General features: G+C 44.0%; 16 protein-coding genes. 6 read left to right on the top strand and 10 right to left on the bottom strand.

Going from position 1 to position 21,839, the window contains the following annotated elements:
- Positions 1–113: 113 nt before the first annotated feature.
- Both menD and ACFW2W_RS05460 read right to left on the bottom strand, forming a co-directional pair.
- Positions 114–1,898: a 2-succinyl-5-enolpyruvyl-6-hydroxy-3-cyclohexene-1-carboxylic-acid synthase gene (menD, locus tag ACFW2W_RS05465; protein ID WP_378174380.1), complete on the bottom strand. Its 1,785-nt coding sequence runs from the start codon at positions 1,896–1,898 to the stop codon at positions 114–116.
- A gap of 71 nt (positions 1,899–1,969) precedes the next feature.
- On the bottom strand, positions 1,970–3,409 hold the full coding sequence (locus ACFW2W_RS05460) for an isochorismate synthase MenF (RefSeq protein WP_378174377.1): 1,440 nt from the start codon (positions 3,407–3,409) through the stop codon (positions 1,970–1,972).
- Between the two features lie 722 nt (positions 3,410–4,131).
- Between ACFW2W_RS05460 and menA the strand changes: the two genes are divergently transcribed.
- The 3 genes from menA to ACFW2W_RS05445 are packed head-to-tail and all read left to right on the top strand — an operon-like array spanning position 4,132 to position 7,565.
- On the top strand, positions 4,132–5,058 hold the full coding sequence (menA, locus tag ACFW2W_RS05455) for a 2-carboxy-1,4-naphthoquinone phytyltransferase (protein WP_378174374.1): 927 nt from the start codon (positions 4,132–4,134) through the stop codon (positions 5,056–5,058).
- Between the two features lie 3 nt (positions 5,059–5,061).
- Entirely contained in the window at positions 5,062–6,141 is a 1,080-nt protein-coding gene (locus ACFW2W_RS05450) for an o-succinylbenzoate synthase (protein ID WP_378174371.1), read from the top strand.
- A gap of 11 nt (positions 6,142–6,152) precedes the next feature.
- The gene (locus tag ACFW2W_RS05445) at positions 6,153–7,565 is read left to right on the top strand and encodes a 2-succinylbenzoate--CoA ligase (RefSeq protein WP_378174368.1); all 1,413 of its coding nucleotides are present in this window, start codon (positions 6,153–6,155) and stop codon (positions 7,563–7,565) included.
- A gap of 16 nt (positions 7,566–7,581) precedes the next feature.
- On the opposite strand, the gene ACFW2W_RS05440 is transcribed toward ACFW2W_RS05445, so the two are convergent.
- The 5 genes from ACFW2W_RS05440 to ACFW2W_RS05420 all read right to left on the bottom strand — a co-directional run bounded on the left by ACFW2W_RS05440 (position 7,582) and on the right by ACFW2W_RS05420 (position 14,227).
- Positions 7,582–8,028 (bottom strand): acyl-CoA thioesterase, encoded by a 447-nt coding sequence (locus ACFW2W_RS05440; RefSeq protein ID WP_378174365.1) that lies wholly within the window; start codon positions 8,026–8,028, stop codon positions 7,582–7,584.
- Between the two features lie 70 nt (positions 8,029–8,098).
- Positions 8,099–10,279 (bottom strand): DEAD/DEAH box helicase, encoded by a 2,181-nt coding sequence (locus ACFW2W_RS05435; protein ID WP_378174362.1) that lies wholly within the window; start codon positions 10,277–10,279, stop codon positions 8,099–8,101.
- Entirely contained in the window at positions 10,276–11,598 is a 1,323-nt protein-coding gene (locus ACFW2W_RS05430) for an ATP-binding protein (protein ID WP_378174359.1), read from the bottom strand. Before ACFW2W_RS05430 ends, ACFW2W_RS05435 begins: the two co-directional genes overlap by 4 nt.
- 145 nt (positions 11,599–11,743) lie before the next feature.
- Positions 11,744–12,838 carry a tellurite resistance TerB C-terminal domain-containing protein gene (locus ACFW2W_RS05425; RefSeq protein WP_378174356.1) on the bottom strand — a complete coding sequence of 365 codons (1,095 nt, stop codon included), beginning with the start codon at positions 12,836–12,838 and terminating at the stop codon, positions 11,744–11,746.
- A gap of 63 nt (positions 12,839–12,901) precedes the next feature.
- Positions 12,902–14,227, bottom strand: a complete 1,326-nt coding sequence (locus tag ACFW2W_RS05420) for an ATP-binding protein (protein ID WP_378174353.1) — start codon at positions 14,225–14,227, stop codon at positions 12,902–12,904.
- Between the two features lie 88 nt (positions 14,228–14,315).
- On the opposite strand from ACFW2W_RS05420, the gene ACFW2W_RS05415 reads away from it, so the two are divergent.
- Positions 14,316–14,636, top strand: a complete 321-nt coding sequence (locus ACFW2W_RS05415; RefSeq protein ID WP_378174351.1) for a TMEM14 family protein — start codon at positions 14,316–14,318, stop codon at positions 14,634–14,636.
- Positions 14,637–14,649: 13 nt separating this feature from the next.
- Here ACFW2W_RS05415 and ACFW2W_RS05410 read toward each other — a convergent pair whose 3' ends face one another.
- The 3 genes from ACFW2W_RS05410 to ACFW2W_RS05400 all read right to left on the bottom strand — a co-directional run bounded on the left by ACFW2W_RS05410 (position 14,650) and on the right by ACFW2W_RS05400 (position 19,393).
- On the bottom strand, positions 14,650–15,411 hold the full coding sequence (locus ACFW2W_RS05410) for a Uma2 family endonuclease (RefSeq protein WP_378174348.1): 762 nt from the start codon (positions 15,409–15,411) through the stop codon (positions 14,650–14,652).
- A 513-nt stretch (positions 15,412–15,924) separates the two neighbouring features.
- Positions 15,925–16,395, bottom strand: a complete 471-nt coding sequence (locus ACFW2W_RS05405; protein WP_378174345.1) for a Panacea domain-containing protein — start codon at positions 16,393–16,395, stop codon at positions 15,925–15,927.
- Positions 16,396–16,714: 319 nt separating this feature from the next.
- The gene (locus ACFW2W_RS05400) at positions 16,715–19,393 is read right to left on the bottom strand and encodes a PAS domain-containing protein (protein WP_378174342.1); all 2,679 of its coding nucleotides are present in this window, start codon (positions 19,391–19,393) and stop codon (positions 16,715–16,717) included.
- Positions 19,394–19,799: 406 nt separating this feature from the next.
- On the opposite strand from ACFW2W_RS05400, the gene ACFW2W_RS05395 reads away from it, so the two are divergent.
- Positions 19,800–20,633 carry a metallophosphoesterase gene (locus tag ACFW2W_RS05395; RefSeq protein ID WP_378174340.1) on the top strand — a complete coding sequence of 278 codons (834 nt, stop codon included), beginning with the start codon at positions 19,800–19,802 and terminating at the stop codon, positions 20,631–20,633.
- A gap of 25 nt (positions 20,634–20,658) precedes the next feature.
- Positions 20,659–21,801 (top strand): histidinol-phosphate transaminase, encoded by a 1,143-nt coding sequence (locus ACFW2W_RS05390; protein ID WP_378174337.1) that lies wholly within the window; start codon positions 20,659–20,661, stop codon positions 21,799–21,801.
- The last annotated feature ends 38 nt before the right edge of the window (positions 21,802–21,839 follow it).

Here is a 21,839-nt window from a genome sequence, read left to right as displayed (position 1 = left end):
ATTTTAAAATCTCTTTTCTTTCTCTGCGCTCTCTGCGTCCTCTGCGGTTCGTTATTCTTTACTAATCAAATAGGACTGCTATATAGCTTATAATTCGCAACAATTAACGGATTTTATAGGATATCGACTGCCAATTTTCCTAAATTCTCCTGACGCCACTTGGCATCTGCCTTGCGATTGGTTGGCAACTCCAAAACCCGGATTCCCTGAGATGGCAATGGATTTAATCGTTGCCTCAGATGTTCCCAAGAAGTCATCAATTCATGCTCTACATTGTAAGTGGCACAAAGCTGAGCAAAATTTATATCCTGCGGTGTGGCAAAAAATTCTTCAAAGGGCGGGTTAAATTTGGAAATCGGCAACATTTCAAAGATGCCGCCGCCATTGTTGTTAATCAAAATTATTGTCAAATGCCCTATAAATTTATTTCTCAGTAAAAAGCCGTTAGTATCGTGCAATAAAGCTAAGTCACCCGTCAGCATCACAGTGCTTTGATGGCGATGGGCGATTCCCAAAGCAGTCGATAAGGTGCCATCAATGCCATTCGCGCCCCGGTTAAAAAAGGGCTGAATTCGAGAATTGTTGGGTGCCCAGAAAAACTCTACATCTCGCACCGGCATACTATTGGCAATAAATAGTGGGGTGCCGGGTGGCAGTGTCTGAGAAAGTAACCAAGCGGCTTTTCCTTCAAAAAGTACGTTCATTTTTGCCATTGTTTGATCGATGGCTTTCCTCACCTTTGATTCGGCTTCACACCAACTGTTGAGATAAGACGCGATCGCTTGCGTCTCTACAAGTTCATTTGGGTAGGTTTGAGATAGCTGTTCTACAGAGATTCGCAGGTGCGTTGTCTTGCCGTGCAATGGATCTAAATTGTGGTGGCTGGGGTCAATTACCCATCGTCTAGGCTGTGTTGATTCCAGCCAGTTTCGCAGTTCTTTACTGGTGGGTAATTCACCTATTTGGAGGGCAATTTTTGGTATCAACTTTTGTGCCAACTGCTGATTACGCAGGATTAAGTCATAGGTGGAAATTAAATAAGGGTTCAGTTGGTGATAGTTTCTTAATGGAGATAGCGCCTCAGCTAATACAGGCCATTTTAAAGATTTGGAGAGGTGCGCGATCGCGATCGCATACTCTTCCGGTAATTTGGGTTGTGCAGTCCCAGCGATAATAATTCCTTTGTCGCATTGCCGCCACTCGTGTATGGTGTTGAAAGTGGTAGGTTGCAGGTTGAAAGTTGCTACTGATGGCTGACAATTTGCAAAGAAATCTTCTTCTAGTAGAGACGCACTATTTCCCGTCTCTACAGCACCGTCTGGAATTGGGGCGAGAGGGTCGCGGAAGGGGATGTTAAGATGAACGGGACCTGGAGTCGGAAAAAGTGGTAGCGAAGCGGTAGCGCTCCCAGCGCATTGCTCCCACGCATAGATCGCAGTTTGCCGTAGATAACCTAGCATTCCCATATCTAGAGAAGGCAACGCTAACTCGGCTTGCCAGTTGGGATAATTGCCAAATAATTTCACCTGATCGATCGTCTGTCCAGAATGACAATCTCGCAATTCTGGGGGGCGATCGGCTGTTAATAATAAAAGCGGGATTCGGCTTTCCCTGGCTTCAATTACGGCTGGGTAAAAATTCGCCCCGGCAGTTCCAGAAGTGCAAACTAACGCCACTGGCAATCCTGATTTTTTCGCAATACCTAAAGCGAAAAATGCAGCGGATCGTTCATCTAAAACAGGAATGGCTTCTATCTCATCAGTTTGAGCGAAAGCAACCGTAAGGGGTGTTGAACGGGAACCAGGGCAAATAATAGCTGTGGTTAATCCTAGTCGTTTTAATGTTTCGGTTAGGATTGAAGCCCAGAGGGAGTTGGTGTTACGAAAATCAACGGGCATTTAAGAATAATGAACCGCAAAGACGCTAAGGACGCAAAGGAAGAAAGAGAGAGAGAAGAGAGAGGTTTCGGCTAGACTAAGGCTTTTAGAAGTGCTTGGAGTTTAAGTTGAATTTCTGCTAATTCTTTGTCTGGATCGGAACCAGCAACGATACCGGCACCAGCATAGAGTCTGGCACGACAGCCATCTATGAGTGCTGAGCGGATTCCCACAACAAATTCACTGTTTCCTCGGTGATCTACCCAACCGAGGGGCGCGGCATATAATGACCTGTTGAAGGTTTCATAGCGGCGAATTTCTTTCTGGGCACTCTCGCTGGGGACACCAGCAACTGCTGGTGTCGGATGGAGTTCAGCCAGAATTTCTAAGGGCTGAACGCCTGCCGGTACTTTCGCCTGAATGGGTGTCCATAAATGCTGAATATTTAAGAGTTTCAATAGCTGCGGCTGGGACAATATTTGAGGATTTAAACCTAGCTGGGAGAGACGATCGCGAATAAAATCAATAACTACTCGATGTTCGCGTCTTTCTTTTTCACTTGTTAGTAACCGATTCGCTAATTCGCCATCTTCACTAGAAATTTTCCCTCTGGGTGCTGAACCTGCCAGAGCATCAGTTACTAATTCATGGTTATGAATACTAATTAAACGTTCGGGACTGGCACCGATAAAACTTTGTCCCTTGCCGTTACTGGTGGAAAAAATATTGCAATCAGGATGGCGAGTTCGTAAATGATTGACTGAGGGAATTAACTGGAAAGGAATCGGGGAAATAACATCAAGGGCGTGAGCCAAAACAATTTTATGAATTTTTTCTGCCTGAATTGATGATAAAGCCTTGACCACGGATGATTTAAAATGGTTTACATCTGCAACATCTTGTTTTTTAAATAGTTTTCTGGCATCAATTGCTATATCTAGAAAAGATGCACTATGAAACCTTTCCAAACCAGTAACTCTTATTGCCTGAAATGTACGCCATAAGCTTTCGGTTAAATCTTGAACATTTATCTCCGAATCAATAGGAATATTTGCGACTACTACCGCAGTCTGATTTTTTAGAGCGATTTGCCATCGGGGTAAGAATACGGTGGCAGATGGAAAAGGAGAATCCGATTCTAGGTTTTTATTAAAAAATGTAAAAGCGCAGAAAAAATGAGCGCCCGAAAAAGGTAAATTAAGTTCACCAATACTCGTGGTATTGGCAAGGCAAGATTGAATAAACTCCTGGGATTTGTAAAACCGATTGGGGCTTTCTAGTTTTAGCGCAGCTGCGGTGTCGATGGCAGCGATCGCTTCTCCTTGTGCTGGTTTTTCAAAGTAAAAGTGTAATTGGTCTGGTCTAGCGATCGCCTGAAGTACAACCAGCGGATCGACTGCTGGAATTTCTTGAGAAATACTGAGGATCTGTGTCTGTTTTTTTTGTACAGCGGTCTGCTTAAAGGCTAAAAGAAACTGATGCAGCTCGTAAGTGTCTTGAAAAAGATTAGTACGATAGGGTGTGACTAGCATGGAAGCGAGGATAGGTTGGCAATTTGATATTAATACAACTGATTAGCCCAATTTCTTGGAAGACCAGGTATACCTAAATACCCTATTTTCGACGCATCATCTCAATTTTTAGATTAATAAAATGTTCATTTGGCTACTCAGTAAATTATTTAAACTCTTACTGATTCCCGGATATTTTTTTATTAACAAAGCTAAGCCTACGAATTTAGATTTAATTCCAATGCGTTGCTTGCTATGTTGGATTTCTAACCTATGGCTTTCGCCTAGTTTCAAGGTAGTCGTCATATTTTTAATGATTCCTTAATTTTAAACTTCAGGATGATTACCGCATGGGTATCTTCATTGATTAGATTTAAAAAACCCTTAAACATTGTATAGCGGTTCTTACACGAGTGAGGTTCGCAAAAATTTACTATCATCAAGCTTTCCAGTTTTGAGAATGTACCTCACATAACCGAGAACCGCTATATCTAAATCTACAATGTTTAGATACAATGTGTGATTTGACCGATCCTAATATGAGGGAGGTCATGACGAGCAGCTAGTTTTGAAAGAACCTGCTTAAGACTTGAGATAGGGTAGTCTTCAATAGGTGAGGACGACACTGGAAACCTTTGCCACCCTAATCAGGGGCTTGTAACAAAGTCTGTAGCAAATATCCTATCACGGCTTTAGGGTTGTAAAATTTGGTAGTTTCTTGGCAATAGCATAGATTGAGACTAATGGATACAAAATTGATTAATCATCCCAATAGTGGAGGGGCAAACATCAGTGACCCCGGACTTTGGATGGCAGCAATTAAGCCGCCCATGTACAGCGTTGCCATTATTCCGATTTGGGTGGGAACCGCTGTTGCTTTTGCTGAAACTCAAGTGCTTCATGGAGCAATATTTTCTACATTTTTAATGTCAGCAATTTTGATTATTGCATGGCTGAATCTCAGCAATGATGTGTTTGATTCGGAAACGGGTATTGATAAGAACAAAGCCCACTCTCTGGTTAAATTGACAGGTAACAAATCTTTAATTTTTTGGCTAGCAAATCTGTTTTTAGGGCTGGGTATACTGGGAATATTCGCGATCGCATGGTGGCAACAAGACCTCACAGTTATCGGATTGGTACTCCTGAGCTGTGCGTTGGGCTACAGCTATCAGGGGCCTCCCTTTCGCTTAGGCTACCAGGGTTTGGGGGAAATTATCTGCTTTATTTGCTTTGGCCCCCTAGCAGTAGCGGCGGCTTATTATAGTCAAACCGGCGCATGGTCGATGACTAGCCTCGCAGCGTCTATTATTGTAGGGATTGCCACCAGTTTAATTTTGTTTTGCTCCCATTTTCACCAAGTTGCGGACGATTTGGCAGCTGGGAAGCGATCGCCCATCGTCCGAGTGGGCACTAAGACAGGATCGCAGTTGTTGTCTTGGTTTGGCGGCAGCATTTATGCGCTGACCGGGTTATTTGTAGTTTTGCAAATTTTTCCCGTTTGGACGTTGCTAACCTTTGCGAGTTTGCCCTTTGCCATCAAATTATGCCGCCACGTCCTCCAAAATCACGATCAACCTGAGAAAGTCAGTAACTGTAAATTCATCGCGGTAGCCCTACATTTTTGGAGTGGACTGCTGTTGGGATTGGGGTTTGTACTGCCACTGTAGCTGATGCAATATCGGTTTGAGTTTCGTCCTTACCGGCGGAGATTTGTGCGATCGCTCTCTACCAGTCACGGCAACTGGGACATTCGAGAGGGCATCATCCTCCGCCTCACCGATGAGAATGGGCAAGTCGGCTGGGGTGAAATTGCCCCCCTGAGCTGGTTTGGTTCCGAAACCTTGGATCAAGCACTGTCATTTTGTCGCCAGCTGCTGGAGGAAATTACCGCTGAGACGATTTTCTCCATCCCAATTGCCCTTCCCGCCTGTCAATTTGGCTTCGAGTCCGCTTGGGAAGATACTTGCCGACTAAAGTCGCGGCTATACGAACGAAACCTGCCGGAGTTTAGCCTTGAGCAAAGCGAAGGGCAGGTTTCAAATCTATTTGTCGTGACGCGAAATTTTGCGTCTCTACAGTCCGCGAAGGCGGACTTCGTTTGTTTAGCCGCGAATTCATTCGCCAACTCTATTTGCTACAGCGGCTTATTACCCGCTGGGAAAGCTGCCTTAAGTCAATGGCAGACGCTTTGGAACCAAGGATATCGCACCTTTAAATGGAAAATTGGCGTTTACCCAATTGCGGATGAACTAAAAATTTTCCAACTACTTACCCAAACACTGCCAGCATCGGCAAAACTGCGACTAGATGCGAATGGGGGACTCAGTTACGAGGATGCAAACTTGTGGCTGTGGACTTGCGACAATGTTAAGGCGGAGGAATTGCCTGTAGAAATTGAATTTCTCGAACAACCGCTGTCTGTAACTCAATTTCAGGGGATGGCGGAATTAAGTATGTGCTACGCCACTGCGATCGCCTTAGATGAATCCGTCGCTACAATTGACCAGATGGCAGCTGCATACCGTGACGGTTGGCGGGGAATTTTTGTCATTAAGCCGTGCATCGCCGGTTCTCCATCCCGTTTGCGCCAATTTTGCCAACAACATGAAATTGATGCCGTCTTCTCCTCCGTCTTTGAAACCGCTATTGGTAGACAGGCAGCATTGAACCTAGCAGCAGAATTATCCCGTCACAATCGAGCAGTTGGTTTTGGCATCAACCACTGGTTTGACCAAGATGAAGAAATGTGATTTGAGAACTTATGAAATCGCCGCTAGACTATCTTAAAAAACGTGCTAACGATGATTGGCTGATTGGTTACGACAGCCACAAATTTATTTACATTGCCGAGCAATTATTTAATCAATTAACCCAGCTTGCGAACTCTGAAAATAAACCAAAAATATTACTGGCAGAGCGAGAACCGATACAATTTATTGCCAGCTTCATCGCTGCCTGTGCCGCTGGTTGCCCAGTTTTTCTTTGTAATCCCAACTGGGTTAAACACGAATGGCAACAAGTTTTTGAATTAGTCCAACCAGACCTAATTTGGGGAGATTGTCCTTATCCTTTAACCTCCCCATCTTGTAGAGACAAGGGTTATCGCGTCTCTACAACTATCAACAACTGGATTATGATTCCCACTGGAGGTTCATCAGGACAGATTCGATTTGCCATCCACACTTGGGAAACCTTAATGGCATCCGTACAAGGTTTTAGAGAGTATTTCCAAATAAATCAAGTTAATTCTTATTGCGTTTTGCCCCTCTATCATGTCAGCGGTTTAATGCAATTTATGCGCTCCTTCACCTCTGGGGGTAAATTAGCAATTGTGCCCTTTAAAGAATTAGAAGTGGGTGAAAAATGTTATATTAATCCATCTGAATTTTTTCTATCTTTAGTACCCACTCAACTGCAACGTCTCCTACAAAATCCAGAGTTAACCGCCTGGCTATCCCGCTTTCAGACAGTGCTTTTGGGAGGTGCCCCCACATGGATAGAACTTCTAGAAGAGGCGAGACGCCACAGCATTCGGTTAGCAACCACCTATGGCATGACAGAAACCGCCTCACAAATTGCCACCCTCAAACCAGAATATTTTCTCAACGGTACTAACAATTGCGGTCATATTCTCCCCCATGCCAAAGTGACAATTTGCAGTCCTAACAGCGAGATATTAGACATTAACCAAACAGGAAATGTTACCATTAAATCTGATTCTTTGGCACTAGGTTACTATCCCAAGATTTTTCCTAATCAACAGCCTTTTCAAGTAGATGACTTAGGTTTTATTGACGAAAGGGGTAACTTAAATATAGTAGATCGTAGCAGTAACAAAATTATCACGGGTGGCGAAAACGTCTTCCCCTCTGAAGTAGAAGCCGCAATTCGAGCTACAGGTTTAGTTACTGATGTCTGCGTAATTGGTTTAGCTGACTCTCATTGGGGACAAGTCGTAACAGCCGTTTATGCTCCCAGTAAATCAGACATTTCTACTAATACTCTGCAAATAGCAATTGAAGATAAATTGAGCAAATTTAAGCGCCCTAAATATTGGGTGCCAGTAGAAACATTACCGAGAAATGCTCAGGGAAAAGTAAACCGCGAACAGCTACAAAAAATTGCTATAGAAAAGCTGCAAATCTCCCCACCTAACAAATCCACAGATAGATAAACCTCTTCCTCTCTCCTCACTCCTCCCTCTGCGTCCTCTGCGCCTCTGCGGTTCGTTCTTCTTCCTTCCATTGCTGAAGCCATCGAATCATTTCCGCCGGAATTTCTTTTCTACTTCTGCTACTTAGATCGATGCAAATGTGCCGAGTAATTGCCTTCGCGACTACCCGTTCCGCCGCAACAAATTGGTAATTCACTTCAAATTTTTCAAGTGACAGATGTTGAGGAGTTAACTGAATAAGCACCTTATCGCCGCAAAACATTGGACGGTAAAAATCTGCACTGGCATGAACGATGGGAATCGCAACATTCGGGTTGCTGAAAAACAACTTGAGATTGATATCCGACGCCACTAGCGATTCTTCATAAGCTTCGTGACACATTGCCAAGACATTGGCAAAGTAGACAACACCGGCGGCGTCGGTATCCTGAAAACGAATCGTTCGGGTATAAGTAAATGACATTTATAGACAGATGCGATCGCTTCGCCTCAAACTTTGTTCTACGCATTCTCTAGCCTTTCTATTCTCCCATTTACCAACCACTAATAATTTTTTTCACTTCTCCAACATCTAAACAATCGAAAGCAAATGCTTTGCGAAGCAAGTTGTTAGGAATAAACTCATCATATTTTTGCATTTTTAAAGGTTCTTCAACAGCAACTAAATCTAGCGCTGTAATCCTTTTATTGCCAAATGCCAGTATTTCTGAGCCAAGCTCTTCTACTCCATTTTTTCCCAGCTTAACAGTCATAAAGTATGGAGCTTGGCTCCCAATTTTCTTGATGTCTATAGACTCTCTACCAAATAAATTTAGAAACCTTTCTAGGGTGCGGTAAGCGACAGTACCCATCCAAGGAAAAATGCAGCAAGTTTTGCTTCCTAAGGAAACAATATTATTTCTTTCAAATTCCCAAAATCGAGCTAATTGACGAGCTTCATTTAGACGCTTTTTAGCATTACTTTGCAAGTAGCTATACTGAGACTCCTCAACCAGAACTCTTCGCATCCGTTCAAGGACTTTTGTATGAATATTGCTACTGCCACCATGCCAAGAAATTTTAGCTTGACCTTGCGCTTGCTTAACAAAAACCGTTTTTGTTTTAGCATCGCTATCTAAAACTTCCCATGTTCTACCTGCCAAGGCAAAGCAATTACCAACAGGCGGAGGCATCAGGATACTGCCAATTTCCATCGATTCGTCCCTGACAGCATACTCAATTGTGTCGGAGAAGACGGCGTAGAAATGGAAATTTTTGACAATTTTCTCCCCGGTTAACCCGATAATTAATTTGTCTCCCTCAGTCTGCTGAATGTGGTCAATTCCTATCAAGTTTCGCAGCAATTGCCTAAAATCATCTTTAGATATAGCAGCAAAGGGTGGTAAGGCTAAAACTTGCTGAGCTAAAGCTGCGGGGGAGAGTTCCTCTATCGCTGCCAAAATACTCATTGTTTGGTGATATAAAAGGCTAAAAGGATATTTAACCGGCTTGATTGGTTCAATCCAACGTTCTTCTAAGTAAAGTTGGATAATCGCGATAGATTGCAACAGTTGCCAAGGAATTTGATTAGGAAGCGATTCCTCTGTTGATAGTTCCTCTTCAGCGCAAACAAACTGCATATCTGCCGCACTTCCTCTCCTTCCCGAACGTCCCAATCTCTGCAAGAAACTGGATACAGAAAAAGGCGCGTTTAATTGAATAACTCGCTCTAATTGACCGAGATCAATTCCTAATTCAAGCGTGACAGTTGCAGCAGTAACAGATGGAATGGTATCGCGCATCGCATCCTCAGCCGCTTCCCTTAACGAGGTAGAAATACTGCCATGATGGACGTGATAAATATCTGGTAATCCTTCAGTTTCTGCAATTTCGCGCAAGTTGGCGATAACTGATTCTGTATCTGAGCGATTGTTAGCAAAGATGAGGCTTTTTCGAGATTTAGTAATATCAAATATATGCCTGTAGTAAGGACTAATGACTAAATCATCAGTATCATTTGTTTCAACGGGAGGAACAAAAAAATGCTCTACAGCCAGATTGACTTTTCGTTGTCCTCCCTCGATATCCGGAGTAATTACTGGCGTTTCGGTTCCCAGCCGCAGCCAGTCTTCAGCGAGTGAGTAATCGCCAAGGGTAGCCGATAACCCAATCCGACGGGTGGGATTTTTTACAAATTTTGATAGGCGTGCCAACTGGCAGAGAATTTGGCAACCTCGTTCAGAACCCATAAAGGCATGGATTTCATCAATAATGATAAAGCGCAAATCTCCGAACAAGCGAAACAGTTGAGTATTTTTATTAATTAAGAGACTTTCTAAAGATTCTGGCGTTATTTGCAGAATTCCTTTGGGGTCTTTTATGAGTTGTTTCTTACGAGTCTGGGAAACATCGCCGTGCCAGTGCCAGACTGGAATATCTGCTTCTTTTAACAGGTCATTTAGACGCTCAAATTGGTCGTTAATTAACGCTTTTATGGGACTAATATAAAGTACCCCAATCGTTGTAGATGGGTTTTGATGTAATAAAGTAAGAACTGGAAGAAAAGCTGCTTCTGTTTTCCCGGATGCGGTTCCGGCGGCAATCAACAAGTGAGCATCTGTGTCAAAAATTATCCGACAAGCTTCAACTTGAACGTCTCTTAATTCAGTCCAATCTTGGGTGTAGATATATTTTTGAATAAAAGGCGCTAATTTATCAAAAGCCTGTTCGCTCATAGGGTAAATTCTGCAAATTCAGTATTCCCATCTACCTCTGGGTTTTTGGCAGCAGAAGTCGGTTTAAAATTAGAACCATGAATGAGTTCTCGGAAAGAGATGTTGGGGTTTTGTTGGAGGATATTCAAAATACTGATAAAATCGCGGACAACTTCACGGGGTGTTAAGAATTTGTCTGCACCTAAGCGATTGACAACTTCTTGCATAAACTCTTGCAAGTCACTCGGTTTCAGAGTTTTATTATAGTTGTAATGGGTAGCATGAATATCTACTAAGCGGTGCAAAAGCTCGGATATATTTTGGGGAGTTAATATTTCTAGCTGGATGACGGGTGCTGAGGTATCCTGATGACCTCCTTTGACACGGCTGCTTAAGCGCGATCGCAATGCTTCATCACTATACAACCCCCGGCGTTTGTCTTCCACAAATTCTGGCGTTCCTCCGATCAAAATGCCGAGATTTTCTGCTCTTCCCTGCATCGTATCGTTGAACATTGCCAATAGCTTATCGTAGTTTTTTTGACGGGAAGCAGTATGAGTAATTTTGTACAAATGAACGGCTTCATCCACCAAAATTAAAAGCCCTTTGTAGCCAATGTCTGAAACAAACTTTGCAACTAGCTTGATGTAATCATACCAAGTTTCATCGTCAATGATGACACGCACTCCCAGCGCGGTTTTTGCCTCAGTTTTAGTCCCAAATTCTCCTCTAAGCCAACGTAGCGCCGCTTCCTTTTTATCATCATCATCAGAACGATAGCCGCGCCAATAGGTGATGATGACATTAGCAAAGTCAAACCCGTGAACTAAACCTTCTATATCCTTAACAACTTCCCTAATTTTCTCTTCCACTTTATCGTCAAACCCAGTGTCGTTGGGACGCATCCCACTTTCTTGCGCGACTTGGTTCTGAATTCCGTTAATCCATCCTTCTAAAATCGGCGTGAAAGCGCCACCTTCGGGGCGAATTTTGGTGGAAAGATTCTGCATTAATTCCCGATAAGTTGCAACCCCTTTCCCGTCAGTTCCTGTGAGTCGGCGTTCGGGAGATAAATCAGCGTCAGCTACTACGAAACCTCTTTCCATCGCGTGGTTGCGAATCAGTTGTAGCATAAAGCTTTTACCGGAACCATAGCGTCCTACAATGAAGCGAAATCCTGCACCTCCTTCGCCAATATTATCGAGATCCTGTACAATAGCTTTGACTTCTTTTTCTCGTCCTACAGCAATATGTTCCAGACCAATTCTAGGTACAACGCCTGCACCTAGAGAATTGATTAAGGCATTCGATATTCTTTTGGTAATTTTGAGTTTTGTCATGGTTTAAAATAATTTATTTCTTGCTAAGTAGGTAAAGTTTTGACCTTTCTCCTTTCCCCTCACCTACGAGGAATGGGGTAAGGTTTTTGATTGGGTTTATTTAGGTTTTTATAATAAATTTTGATAAATTGTTAGTTTTATAAAACTAAGTTTCGAGCATCTTATTCACTTTTGTCAAGTATTCCTCAGCGATCGCAGGCGGAATCGATGCCGAACCTGGTTCAATGATAAAATCGCCGATGGTATCTATAGCACGCTCGTTTATTGCATCTATCAATAGTTGAGGCATGGTTATATTTGCCTCAGCAATTCTTTTGAGCGTTGCACCTGGATTGTTTTGTTCTACTATGGCTTTGATTATCTGAATATCATCATTAGTAAGTTTTGTTTTTAGAGCAGTCCATTCAGCTGATAAATTTTCTTCTGATTGTTTTTTTTGTATTTCTAAAAAAGGGATTGCCTGCGATTGTCTTTTTTGGGGATTTGAAATTCCACTTTGTAACTGTAACTGCTTGTGTTCCAACTTTAAAGATGACACTTGCCCTTGCAATTGCCCTAATTCTACTTTTAAAGATCCCAGAGACTGATTCAGCACCGATCTCTGTGCTTCCAGCGTCTGAAGCTGAGTTTGCAGATTATCTACTTCTGATTGTAAAGGGCGTTTTTGTTTTTTAAGGTTAGTGATTTCCTGGTCTAGTATCGTTTTTTCATTCTGATTATCTGTAACTTGAGCTTGCAGTTGCTTGAGTTCTGTTTTCAGAAAATTTAAGCTGGTTTCCGTTTTCTGTTTTTCCGCTGTTGCAGTCAACAAGGATTGATTGAGTTCTGCTTTTTGTCTTTCCAGAACTTCAAGTTGAGTTTGGAGAATAAACCCTTGTTCTTCTAGTTGGTATCTATAAGCTCCTAAAGTGGATACTTCTCGATTAATTACCTCTCTTCGGTTAGAGATTTCTGATATTTGTACGTGCAGTTGGTTTAGGCTTGACTCCAAATAATAGATATCATCTTCTAAGTTTTGTCTTTCGCCAGAGATAGCTTGAATTTCATTTTGTAGGAAAAATTTCTGCTTTTTTTGTTTAATTTGTACAACAATGGCTCCTGCATAGGTAGCGGGTACAGTAATTAAACCTGTAACCAAGGCTTTCGGGAAATCTCGGTTGGCAATAAGGCTAAGGAAAAAACTCACACCGAAGGCAATTGAACCCAGTAAAATCCGATTGCTTACCTTGACCGATCGCATATCATTTTTTATTAGCTAAAGTCAGCAACTTCCAAGTTATAATCCATAGGAACAGGATTCTAATTATGTGTTTAATCTAGAAGATTCTGAGCTATCGACAGCTAAATCAGCTCTGAGAAAGTCAATGAATTGCCGTGCTGTACGTCCAGAACGCCCGTTGTGACGAGTTGCCCACTGTAAGGCACGATACTCTAAATCTTCCTGGGTGAGGGAAATTTCGACTTGGGTCGCAAGATGGCGAACAATGTTTAGGTAGGTGTTCTGATCGGCGGGTTCAAAGGTTAAAGTCAGACCGAAGCGATCGCTAAACGACAGCTTTTCCTGAACCGTATCCCAGGCGTGAATTTCTTCATTATCTTTGGGACGAGGGCGATCGCTAAAAAATTCTCGAATCAGATGCCGCCGATTGGAAGTCGCATAAACCACCACATTTTGAGGACGTGCGGTTAAATTGCCCTCCAGCACCACTTTAAGAGCTTTGAAAGCGTCGTCATCTTCCTCAAAGGAGAGATCGTCAACAAAGATGATGAACTTCTGAGGAACGCCCCGCAATTGCTCTACAATTTCTGGTAAGTCTTTCAGGTCAGCTTTGGCAACTTCGACGAGGCGGAGGTTGTCAGTACCAGCCTCATTTAACAACCCCTTCACCAAAGAAGATTTGCCACTCCCACGACTGCCGTAGAGCAAAACGTGCAAAGCTGGATAACCGGCAAGTAAAAATTGTGTATTCTTTAGCAAGGTGTCTTTCTGAGACTCGTAACCGACTAATTCTGAAAGTTGCACGGGATCGGGATAAGAAATGCCCACCAACTGCCCAGATTGCCAGCCTAAAGCCCGATAAGAAGCAAATAGTCCCGTACCGTACTGCTGGTAATGAGCAGCTAGAAATTCCAGCACGTCTACCCAATTTTCTGACATTTGAAATTTCTGCCACATAGAGAATTCATGGATTGCGCCTACCCATTCCTGCTGCTGGTTCCAAGCAACGGGCGCAGCGAGTAGCTTGGCTGCGGCTTGCACCCACCGGCTCAACTGGTCGCTACTGCAATTGTAGAGGCTCTGCAAGGCTTGTAAATCTTGCTGGGCAGCAGCTACCAGCGCTGGAGACAGTAAAGACGTTTGCTGGACTTGCTTGCTAAAAGGATTGTCAGTTCTGAGAATCTGGGTAATCAGGTAGTCTTGCCAACCTTGATTTCTGGCGGCTAAAGCTTGAAACCAAGTGCCGTAAGCTTGCAGGCAAGCCAGTCCATTAGTGTTGCTACTGCTTAAAACTTGTAGCAGATTCAGGAAAGCCGTGCCGACTTCGCCACTGAGGACGGATTGATAAAGTAACACAGAGGCAGCTTGGCGTTGCAGAAATTCGATTGAGGCGATCGCTTGAGTATCCATTAATCAAGTGAGTGGTGTATCTCAGCTATGGTAAATTGTCTCCCAACGCTAGAAATAATTTCTACTCAAGCAATGAGGTTTTAACTAGATGAATCCGGGTACTATCGCCGCGATCGCTTACGGAATTTTAGCCATTATTGGCGGCATCATGGGCTACTCTCAAGCTCAAAGCAAAGTTTCGCTGATTTCTGGCAGCATCAGCGGCTTATTACTCATTCTCGGTGGCGTGATGCTATTGCAGGGTCAAGAGTGGGGGCTGATTTTAGCAACCGTTGTCACCGCTGTTCTCGTCATTGTCTTTGCCATCCGGTTGGCGAAAACTCGCAAATTTATGCCTGCGGGATTGATGACTCTGTTAGGTTTGATAACGCTGGCAGTGATGAGCCAACAATTGGTTGCTCTAGTATAGCGATCGCGCACCTCTAGCTTTCTGGATCTATCCCAAGCGATCGCAACTGTGCCGCCAAGCGTTCCGCACGCTGGTGTTCCTGTTCCGCACGAAGGCGTTCCTGTTCCGCTCTAGCTTGAGCTGCTTCCTCTGGTAACAGAACCAGATTGCCTCCAACTTCAAAAAAGCGCAACCACACAGCCGGATCTCGCTGAATCTTTCCTTCCCAGGTTCCCAGCCAAAGCGATAAAGTTTCACACCAAAGCCATCCCCGCTCATTGGGAACCAAAGGCTGATAATGCAAGTTCCCATCTAAGCACCATCCTTGTAGGGAAGTGGGATCGAAAGGGTCAAAAACAAAATAATCCCGCGTTTTGAAAGTGCGTTCGTAAATATCTTTCTTGATTCCCGTGTCAACTTCAGCAGTCGAGGGCGACATCAATTCTACAATTACATCCGGGTAACGACCATTTTCTTCCCAGACTACCCATCCTCGCCGCAATCTGGTGCCATCAACGTCTAATACTGCAAAGAAATCTGGCCCTCGAAAGTCTCGATTACGAGCCTGTTCGCTGCTGTAATAGACGAACATATTACCACCACAGAAGAAGTCGTTGCGATCGCTCCAAGCTTGCTCTAACGACCGGATCAAGACATTCATCGCAATGCGGTGGCGGTTGCTCTCCATTGGTTCACCATCATCAAAAATCAAGTCAGTGGGAGGCATCGGCGGGTTTTCCCAGTCCCACTGATCTACAGCCTGGGAGATTGTCTCTTTTGTTACCTCAGTTGACATAGCACAGTCCCTACTTTGAGGTTTTGGATTAGTACATTTATATTATCCGAAATCTGATTTTGGATAGCTTGATTTGACGAGGTGATCGCTTCGTCTATGCAGCTTTTAAGCGATCGCGTACTTCAGCTATAAAGATTATGGTCAGGGTCAAGCCAAACAATGTAAAAAATATTTTCAATAAAAAATCCATGTACTCTACCATGTTCATTCGATGATATTTGGAACTGGTATGGTAGGTCTACGAGCTGCTCTTCACCAGGAAAGCCAAAACAAGTCTCAGTAGTGTCATCCCAATCTATAGGATGGCATCGAAGACTCTGGTTATCCCTCATTTCATTGACTCTCATCGTTGATAAGTGACGCAGTCTGTTTAGCAAGGCTTCTAAATATCTTGCGTCCTTATTTTTAATCGAAAACTTTTCATTGTTATCTATCAAGAACTTGAAAGAAAAAGTGATACCCAAGGGTTGTTTCGGCTCATTCTTCTCGACCCTTGGGTTGTCATGCCGGACCTTATTCTTCTTGATTTTCTTCCCCAAGACCCTGCCTGTAATATTCTCCCATTAATGGCTTCGGAATTATAGCATTAGAAGTTTCATCTTTGGGTAACCCGTTCCTTGCCATAATCCAAGGGTCTTCCTGATGAGTCATCAGCTCTAGCTCAAAAGCATCACATCCGAAATACTCATCTGCTACTTCGTCCAACAATTCTTGCACTTCTTTGGAGAAGTTTGGTTGCTCTACTTGCTTGTCAATAGGCTTCCATCCAAACTGCTTGTACTCCTGATACAAAGTAGGAATAACAGGCCCATGCACCCAAGCTTCAAAGTCTTCATCAAATAGAGGAGCATTATAGACAGCCAAATGCCAAGCTTGGGCATAATACACCAGCTTCTGTAGCTTGAGGTTACTGATAAATGAGCCAGTCTCATTAGCTACATGAATGAAATAATCGGCAATAGCGGCTGCGGTTGTAGGAGCCATAGCTGCCTCCTGTTGTGTTAATGATATTAAACAAGCTCTTAGCGTTTTTGTCACCGGACAAAGCTCAAAAATTATACACCTTAAGCTTGATAGTACAATTGTATCATTAAAAAGTCGTTGTATCAACACTTAACTTCACTAAACTGGTCTAATTGGTTTAGACATAAACAAGGATAAAGAGTTTTAGTGAAATCACCACAAAGAATAATGGTGTATTAGAGTTTTTCCTTAGCCAAGAGGAAAAGAGTTTTCTGTACGATCGCATTCTCATTTTCCCGTTTTTCTAGTCTAGAACGCGATCGCATAAAGCATCGATTTCCTAAACTATCTGCCGAAGTGGAATCTCAATAATAAATTCCGCTCCCCCACCCGGTGCTGAGAGACATTGCAATTGACCCTTGTGCTTTTCTACAACAATCTGGTAGCTAATTGCCAAACCCAGTCCAGTGCCTTTACCGACGGGTTTGGTGGTAAAGAAGGGATTAAATAGCTGTTGCCTCACCGCCTCTGTCATTCCAGAGCCATTATCCGCAATTTTGATAACTACCCGATCGGAGTCTAGTACCTCAGTGCGAATTTTGATCCGGCTGGGATTTGCTTTGATTTCTGAAAGCGATCGCTGTTTGTTGTACTCATCCAACGCATCAATAGCATTAGCGAGCAGATTCATAAACACTTGATTCAGCTGTCCTGCGTAGCACTCAACTTTAGGTAAGTGACCGTACTCCTTAATCATCTGAATGTTAGGATGATCCGGTTTTGCTTTCAGGCGGTTATGCAGAATCATTAAAGTACTATCAATTCCTTCGTGAATATCAACCGCCTTCATTTCAGCTTCGTCAATTCGCGTAAAATTCCGCAAGCTAAGAACAATCTCCCGAATGCGATCTGCCCCCACCTTCATTGATGACAACAGGTTAGGAAAATCTTCCATCATAAAATCTAGGTCAATCGCTTCTATCTCCTCCTGAATTTCTGGCGTTGAATTAGGGTACTGCTGGTGATAAAGGTGCAATAGATTTAATAAATCTTGGCTGTATTCCCTGACATGGCTGAGATTCCCAAAGATAAAGTTAACTGGGTTATTAATTTCGTGAGCAATCCCAGCAACCAGTTGTCCTAAACTGGACATTTTTTCACTCTGAATCAGTTGGGATTGAGTGCGTTGAAGTTCTTGGAGAGTATGTTCTAGCTGCTGATTTTTTTCTTGCAACTGAGCTTCTTTCTCCCGACGAGCTTCCTCAGCTTGTTTGCGAGCAGTAATATCCATCACTGTGACACCAATAGCCATCGGCTTGCCGTCTTCCCCAGGTATGGGAAATTGAGAAGTTAACCAGTGCATCAGGACGCCTGGATTGGCAGGTAATTCACCGCACGCCTCAATGTTGAGAATCGCTTCGTCTGTCGTCAGTACTCTGCGTAACGTCGATTCAATCGCTTGTGCAGCGTCAGGCAAGACTTCAGCAAGGGATCTGCCTAAATGTTTTTCTACAGTCACGCCATTGATCTGTGCAAGCGCCTCGTTGATTTGCAGATACCGCATCTGGTCGTCAAGAATACAGAGTCCGACAGGCGCAACGCTAATAAATGATTTCAAAAGCTGTTCGCGCTGTGCTAATTCTTTTTCTAATGCCTTGCGATCGCTAATGTCTCGCGACATCCCAATCAAACCGATAACGTTTCCTTGGGGATCGCGGTAGATGCTTTTTGTTGAGAGATACGTCACCGCGATGTCATTGATACAGACGACTTCCTCTAACGTGTGAGTTGTCCCAGAAGCCATAATTCTGCGGTCAGTCTCCATGATTTGAGGGGCAACCTCAGGTGGAAATAACTCGGAGTCATCCTTACCAATCATCTCCTCTACAGACTTGCCAAGTAGGCTGGCACCCGTAGAGTTGACCATCAAGTAGCGACCCTGAAGATCCTTGATAAAAATGACATCGGGAGTTCCTTCAATGACTGCATGCAAGAGGTTATAGCTTACCTGGAGCGCGTCCTCTGTCTGCTGGCGTTCGGCAATTCGCTGGTGTAATTGCTCGTTCAGTTGACTCAGCTCGATCGTGCGCTCCTCAACTCTATCTTCTAGCTCTTGATTCACCTGTTTTAGTGCTGCTTCGGCTCGGTGGCGCTGGGTGTCAACAGCATTCAGGAATCTGGCATTCCACCAAATTAAAAAGGCAAAAATAACTACGTTGAAGACGCCAAAAAGAGCCAGCCCAACTTTGTGGTCAAAAATCTGAGATTGGTAGCCGCATAAAATGAACCAGCCTAAGGCGGAGGGAATGCCAATCGCGGCTGGCGACATCCGTCGAGCCATCAATCCGCCTGCCTTGTCGGTCGTAACAACTGTCATCAGCCCTCGATTTGGACAAGCAAATAGGATGCCGATGGAAAGCAGGATGAATGCGATCGCTGTATGCAATGCCACGGCTGTCGCTGTCTGGTAATTCGTGCCGTAAAAAGAGGTGATGTCGTAGATATATCCCAGTAGTCCCAAAAAACCAATCAAAAAACTGAGTAAGCTAAAGCAATGAGCCAAATAGTACACCCTTCTAGATAACAGCACTCCGGCACAGCCAAGCATCATAAAACTCAGGGCACTATTGGGAGACATCCGCCCTGGTGCAGAAGTCCCAACAGCACCGGCTGGTTCTTTAAACAGCAGTTCGTCAATCCCTAAGTTCCACCCAAATCCATACTCAATTAGTGTCAGAAAACCGATTACAATGACAATAATTGCCAAGACTTGAGAAAGGTAAAATGAAGACTTTCTTCGGTTGTCTTCCGCGTGCCATAACCACAAAGACAAGCCACTCAGAATCAAGGCTATACTTGTGTTGGCTTTCATGCTGACCAGCCCCGGTAAAATGCTTTTAAGGGCTGTAATATTTAATATCCACCCCAATAAAACAACACAGCCAATTAGGGTGACAATAATAGCGGCTTTCCTGGAAGAAGATTGTAGAGACGCGGCGAATTCCGTCTTTTTAGTCATAAGAGGCGGACTCTAATTAATGGCAATTTAATAGTTTTGTATCGATTAATACAAAAAATATTTTTAAATTTTGCTGTAGCTATATTCTATGAATTATCTAATTTATTTGAAACAAAAACCGATTATTTATGCGGAAATCCAGAAGGAACTATAAATTTGTTTAGAATAAAGATAAAAGGTTTTTACTTATTATAAAACCGTATTTATATTGACCATTTATCTGTTCTTAGCCAAAAATTAAGTAAATTCACAGATAAATGCCTTAGACCCTTGTAAAAAGAACAATTTAGCGATCGCATCCTCATTCCCCCACGCCTAAATCGTCCGCTATCGGAGTAAGGACGCGACCAATCCGATCTCTAAGCTATGCTGGAATCGCCAGTTAAGCTTGAGTTGAGTTGGCAGAATGCACTGGATATTAACCGAACCTTTAAGTGTAGAAAATGTGACAGTAGCGATCGCGAATTTACCTGCATCGTTACACGGCACAAAGCTGGTGCAATTGTCCGATTTGCACTACGATGGTCTGCGACTATCGGAAAAGCTACTGGCAGAGGCAATTGAAGCCAGCAATCAAGCCGATCCCGATCTCGTTCTATTGACTGGCGACTACGTAACCGACAACCCAGCCCCGATTCACGCCCTGGTGCAGCGGCTAAAACACCTGCAAAGTCGTGCCGGTATCTATGCCATACTAGGCAACCACGATAATTATTACCGCCATTCAAAAAAAGAGGTGCAAGACGCCCTGACTAGCATTGGGATTCATGTCCTCTGGAATGAAATTGCTTATCCATTGGGACAAGAATTACCAATAGTAGGACTGGCTGATTTTTGGTCGCGGGAATTTAATCCAGCGCCAGTCATGAATCAACTCGATCGGGATATACCCCGAATCGTCTTATCCCACAACCCAGATACCGCCGAGATTTTGCAACAATGGCGGGTGGATTTGCAACTGTCAGGGCATACTCACGGCGGTCAAGTGGTGATTCCTGGATATGGCCCTGCGGCGCAACTGCTGCAAAGCTTCCGCCACATCATTCCCAAACCGATGCAGCGCTGGGTGCCTTTTATGAAGGAATGCAACAAAGTGGTAGAACATTGGGAATGGTCGCAAGGGTGGCATCAGGTGGGAAAAAACCAGCTATATGTGAATCGGGGACTGGGAACTTATGCGCCCGGACGCCTATTTTGTCCGCCAGAAGTCACGGCGATCGCGCTGGTGGGTCAAAAATAGTTGTTAGTTGTTAGATCAAGAATTTATGCTCTCGTTCATCCGGTCAGATTTATCTCAGTTACGCGCCTATATGCCCCACCCAGGCGGCACGTCAGGAAGTCCAGTCGCGGGTTCAATTCCGATCGATCGGCTGGATACCAATGAATGCCCTTTTGATTTGCCGAAAGAATTAAAAGAAAAGTTGGCATGGACTTATCAGCAGCTAATTGAGACGAATCGCTATCCTGATGGCAGTCATGCCCAACTCAAAGAAGCGATCGCCCAGTACGCGAACCAATCCTTAGATGCCCCTATTACCCCAGCCAGCATTTCTGTCGGGAACGGTTCAGATGAACTCATTCGTTCCCTCCTGATTGCCACCTGTCTAGGCAAAGAAGGTGCGATCTTGGTAGCCGATCCCACCTTCTCCATGTACGCGATTCTGGCAAAGACGCTAGGCATTCCTGTCGTGAGTGTAGGGCGCAAGGAAGCGAATTTTGAAATGGATCTTGCCGCTGCCCAAAAAGCCATTGAGGAAACCCAGAATCCGCCAATCCGGGTGGTATTTGTGGTTCATCCCAACTCCCCCACCGCCAACGCCTTAACTGCCGCCGAGTTAGAATGGCTGCGGAGTTTGCCAGAGCATATTTTGGTGGTAATTGACGAAGCTTATTTTGAATTTAGCCAGACAACCGTGGTTGGTGAATTGCCGCAGCGTCCAAACTGGGTGGTACTCAGAACATTTTCCAAGGCGTTTCGGCTGGCAGCACTGCGACTAGGATATGCTCTAGCTCACCCAGAACTCATCGTCGCCCTCGAAAAAGTCCGTCTCCCCTACAACCTCCCCAGCTTCACCCAAGCCGCCGCTTTACTTGCCCTTTCCCAGCAGCAACTGCTTCTTAGCTGCATTCCCCAAATTCTCACCGAACGAGACAAGTTACTCGACTTTCTCAAAGAGCAACCCGCCTTACAAGTTTGGCCCAGTGCCTCAAACTTCATCTACCTGCGTCTTTTAGCAACAGGCTCTAGTTCGCTTGATCAAGCCTTGACCTTCTTGACACAGGAACTCAAAGAATTGGGAACTTTGGTTCGTCACACCGGCGGCGGCATTCGTCTGACAGTAGGTAGTGAGGAAGAAAATGAGCGATCGCGCCAGCATCTCCTGGCAGTCTTAAAAGCGATGAGCTAGGAAGGAAAAATTAAAAATTAAAAATTAAAAATAGGGAG

It is taken from the genome of Coleofasciculus sp. H7-2, assembly GCF_042747725.1.
In the GTDB taxonomy this organism is placed as follows: Bacteria; Cyanobacteriota; Cyanobacteriia; order Cyanobacteriales; family FACHB-T130; genus FACHB-T130.
Note: the sequence above shows the minus strand (reverse complement) of the source record. Positions and strands in the feature narration are given on the sequence as shown.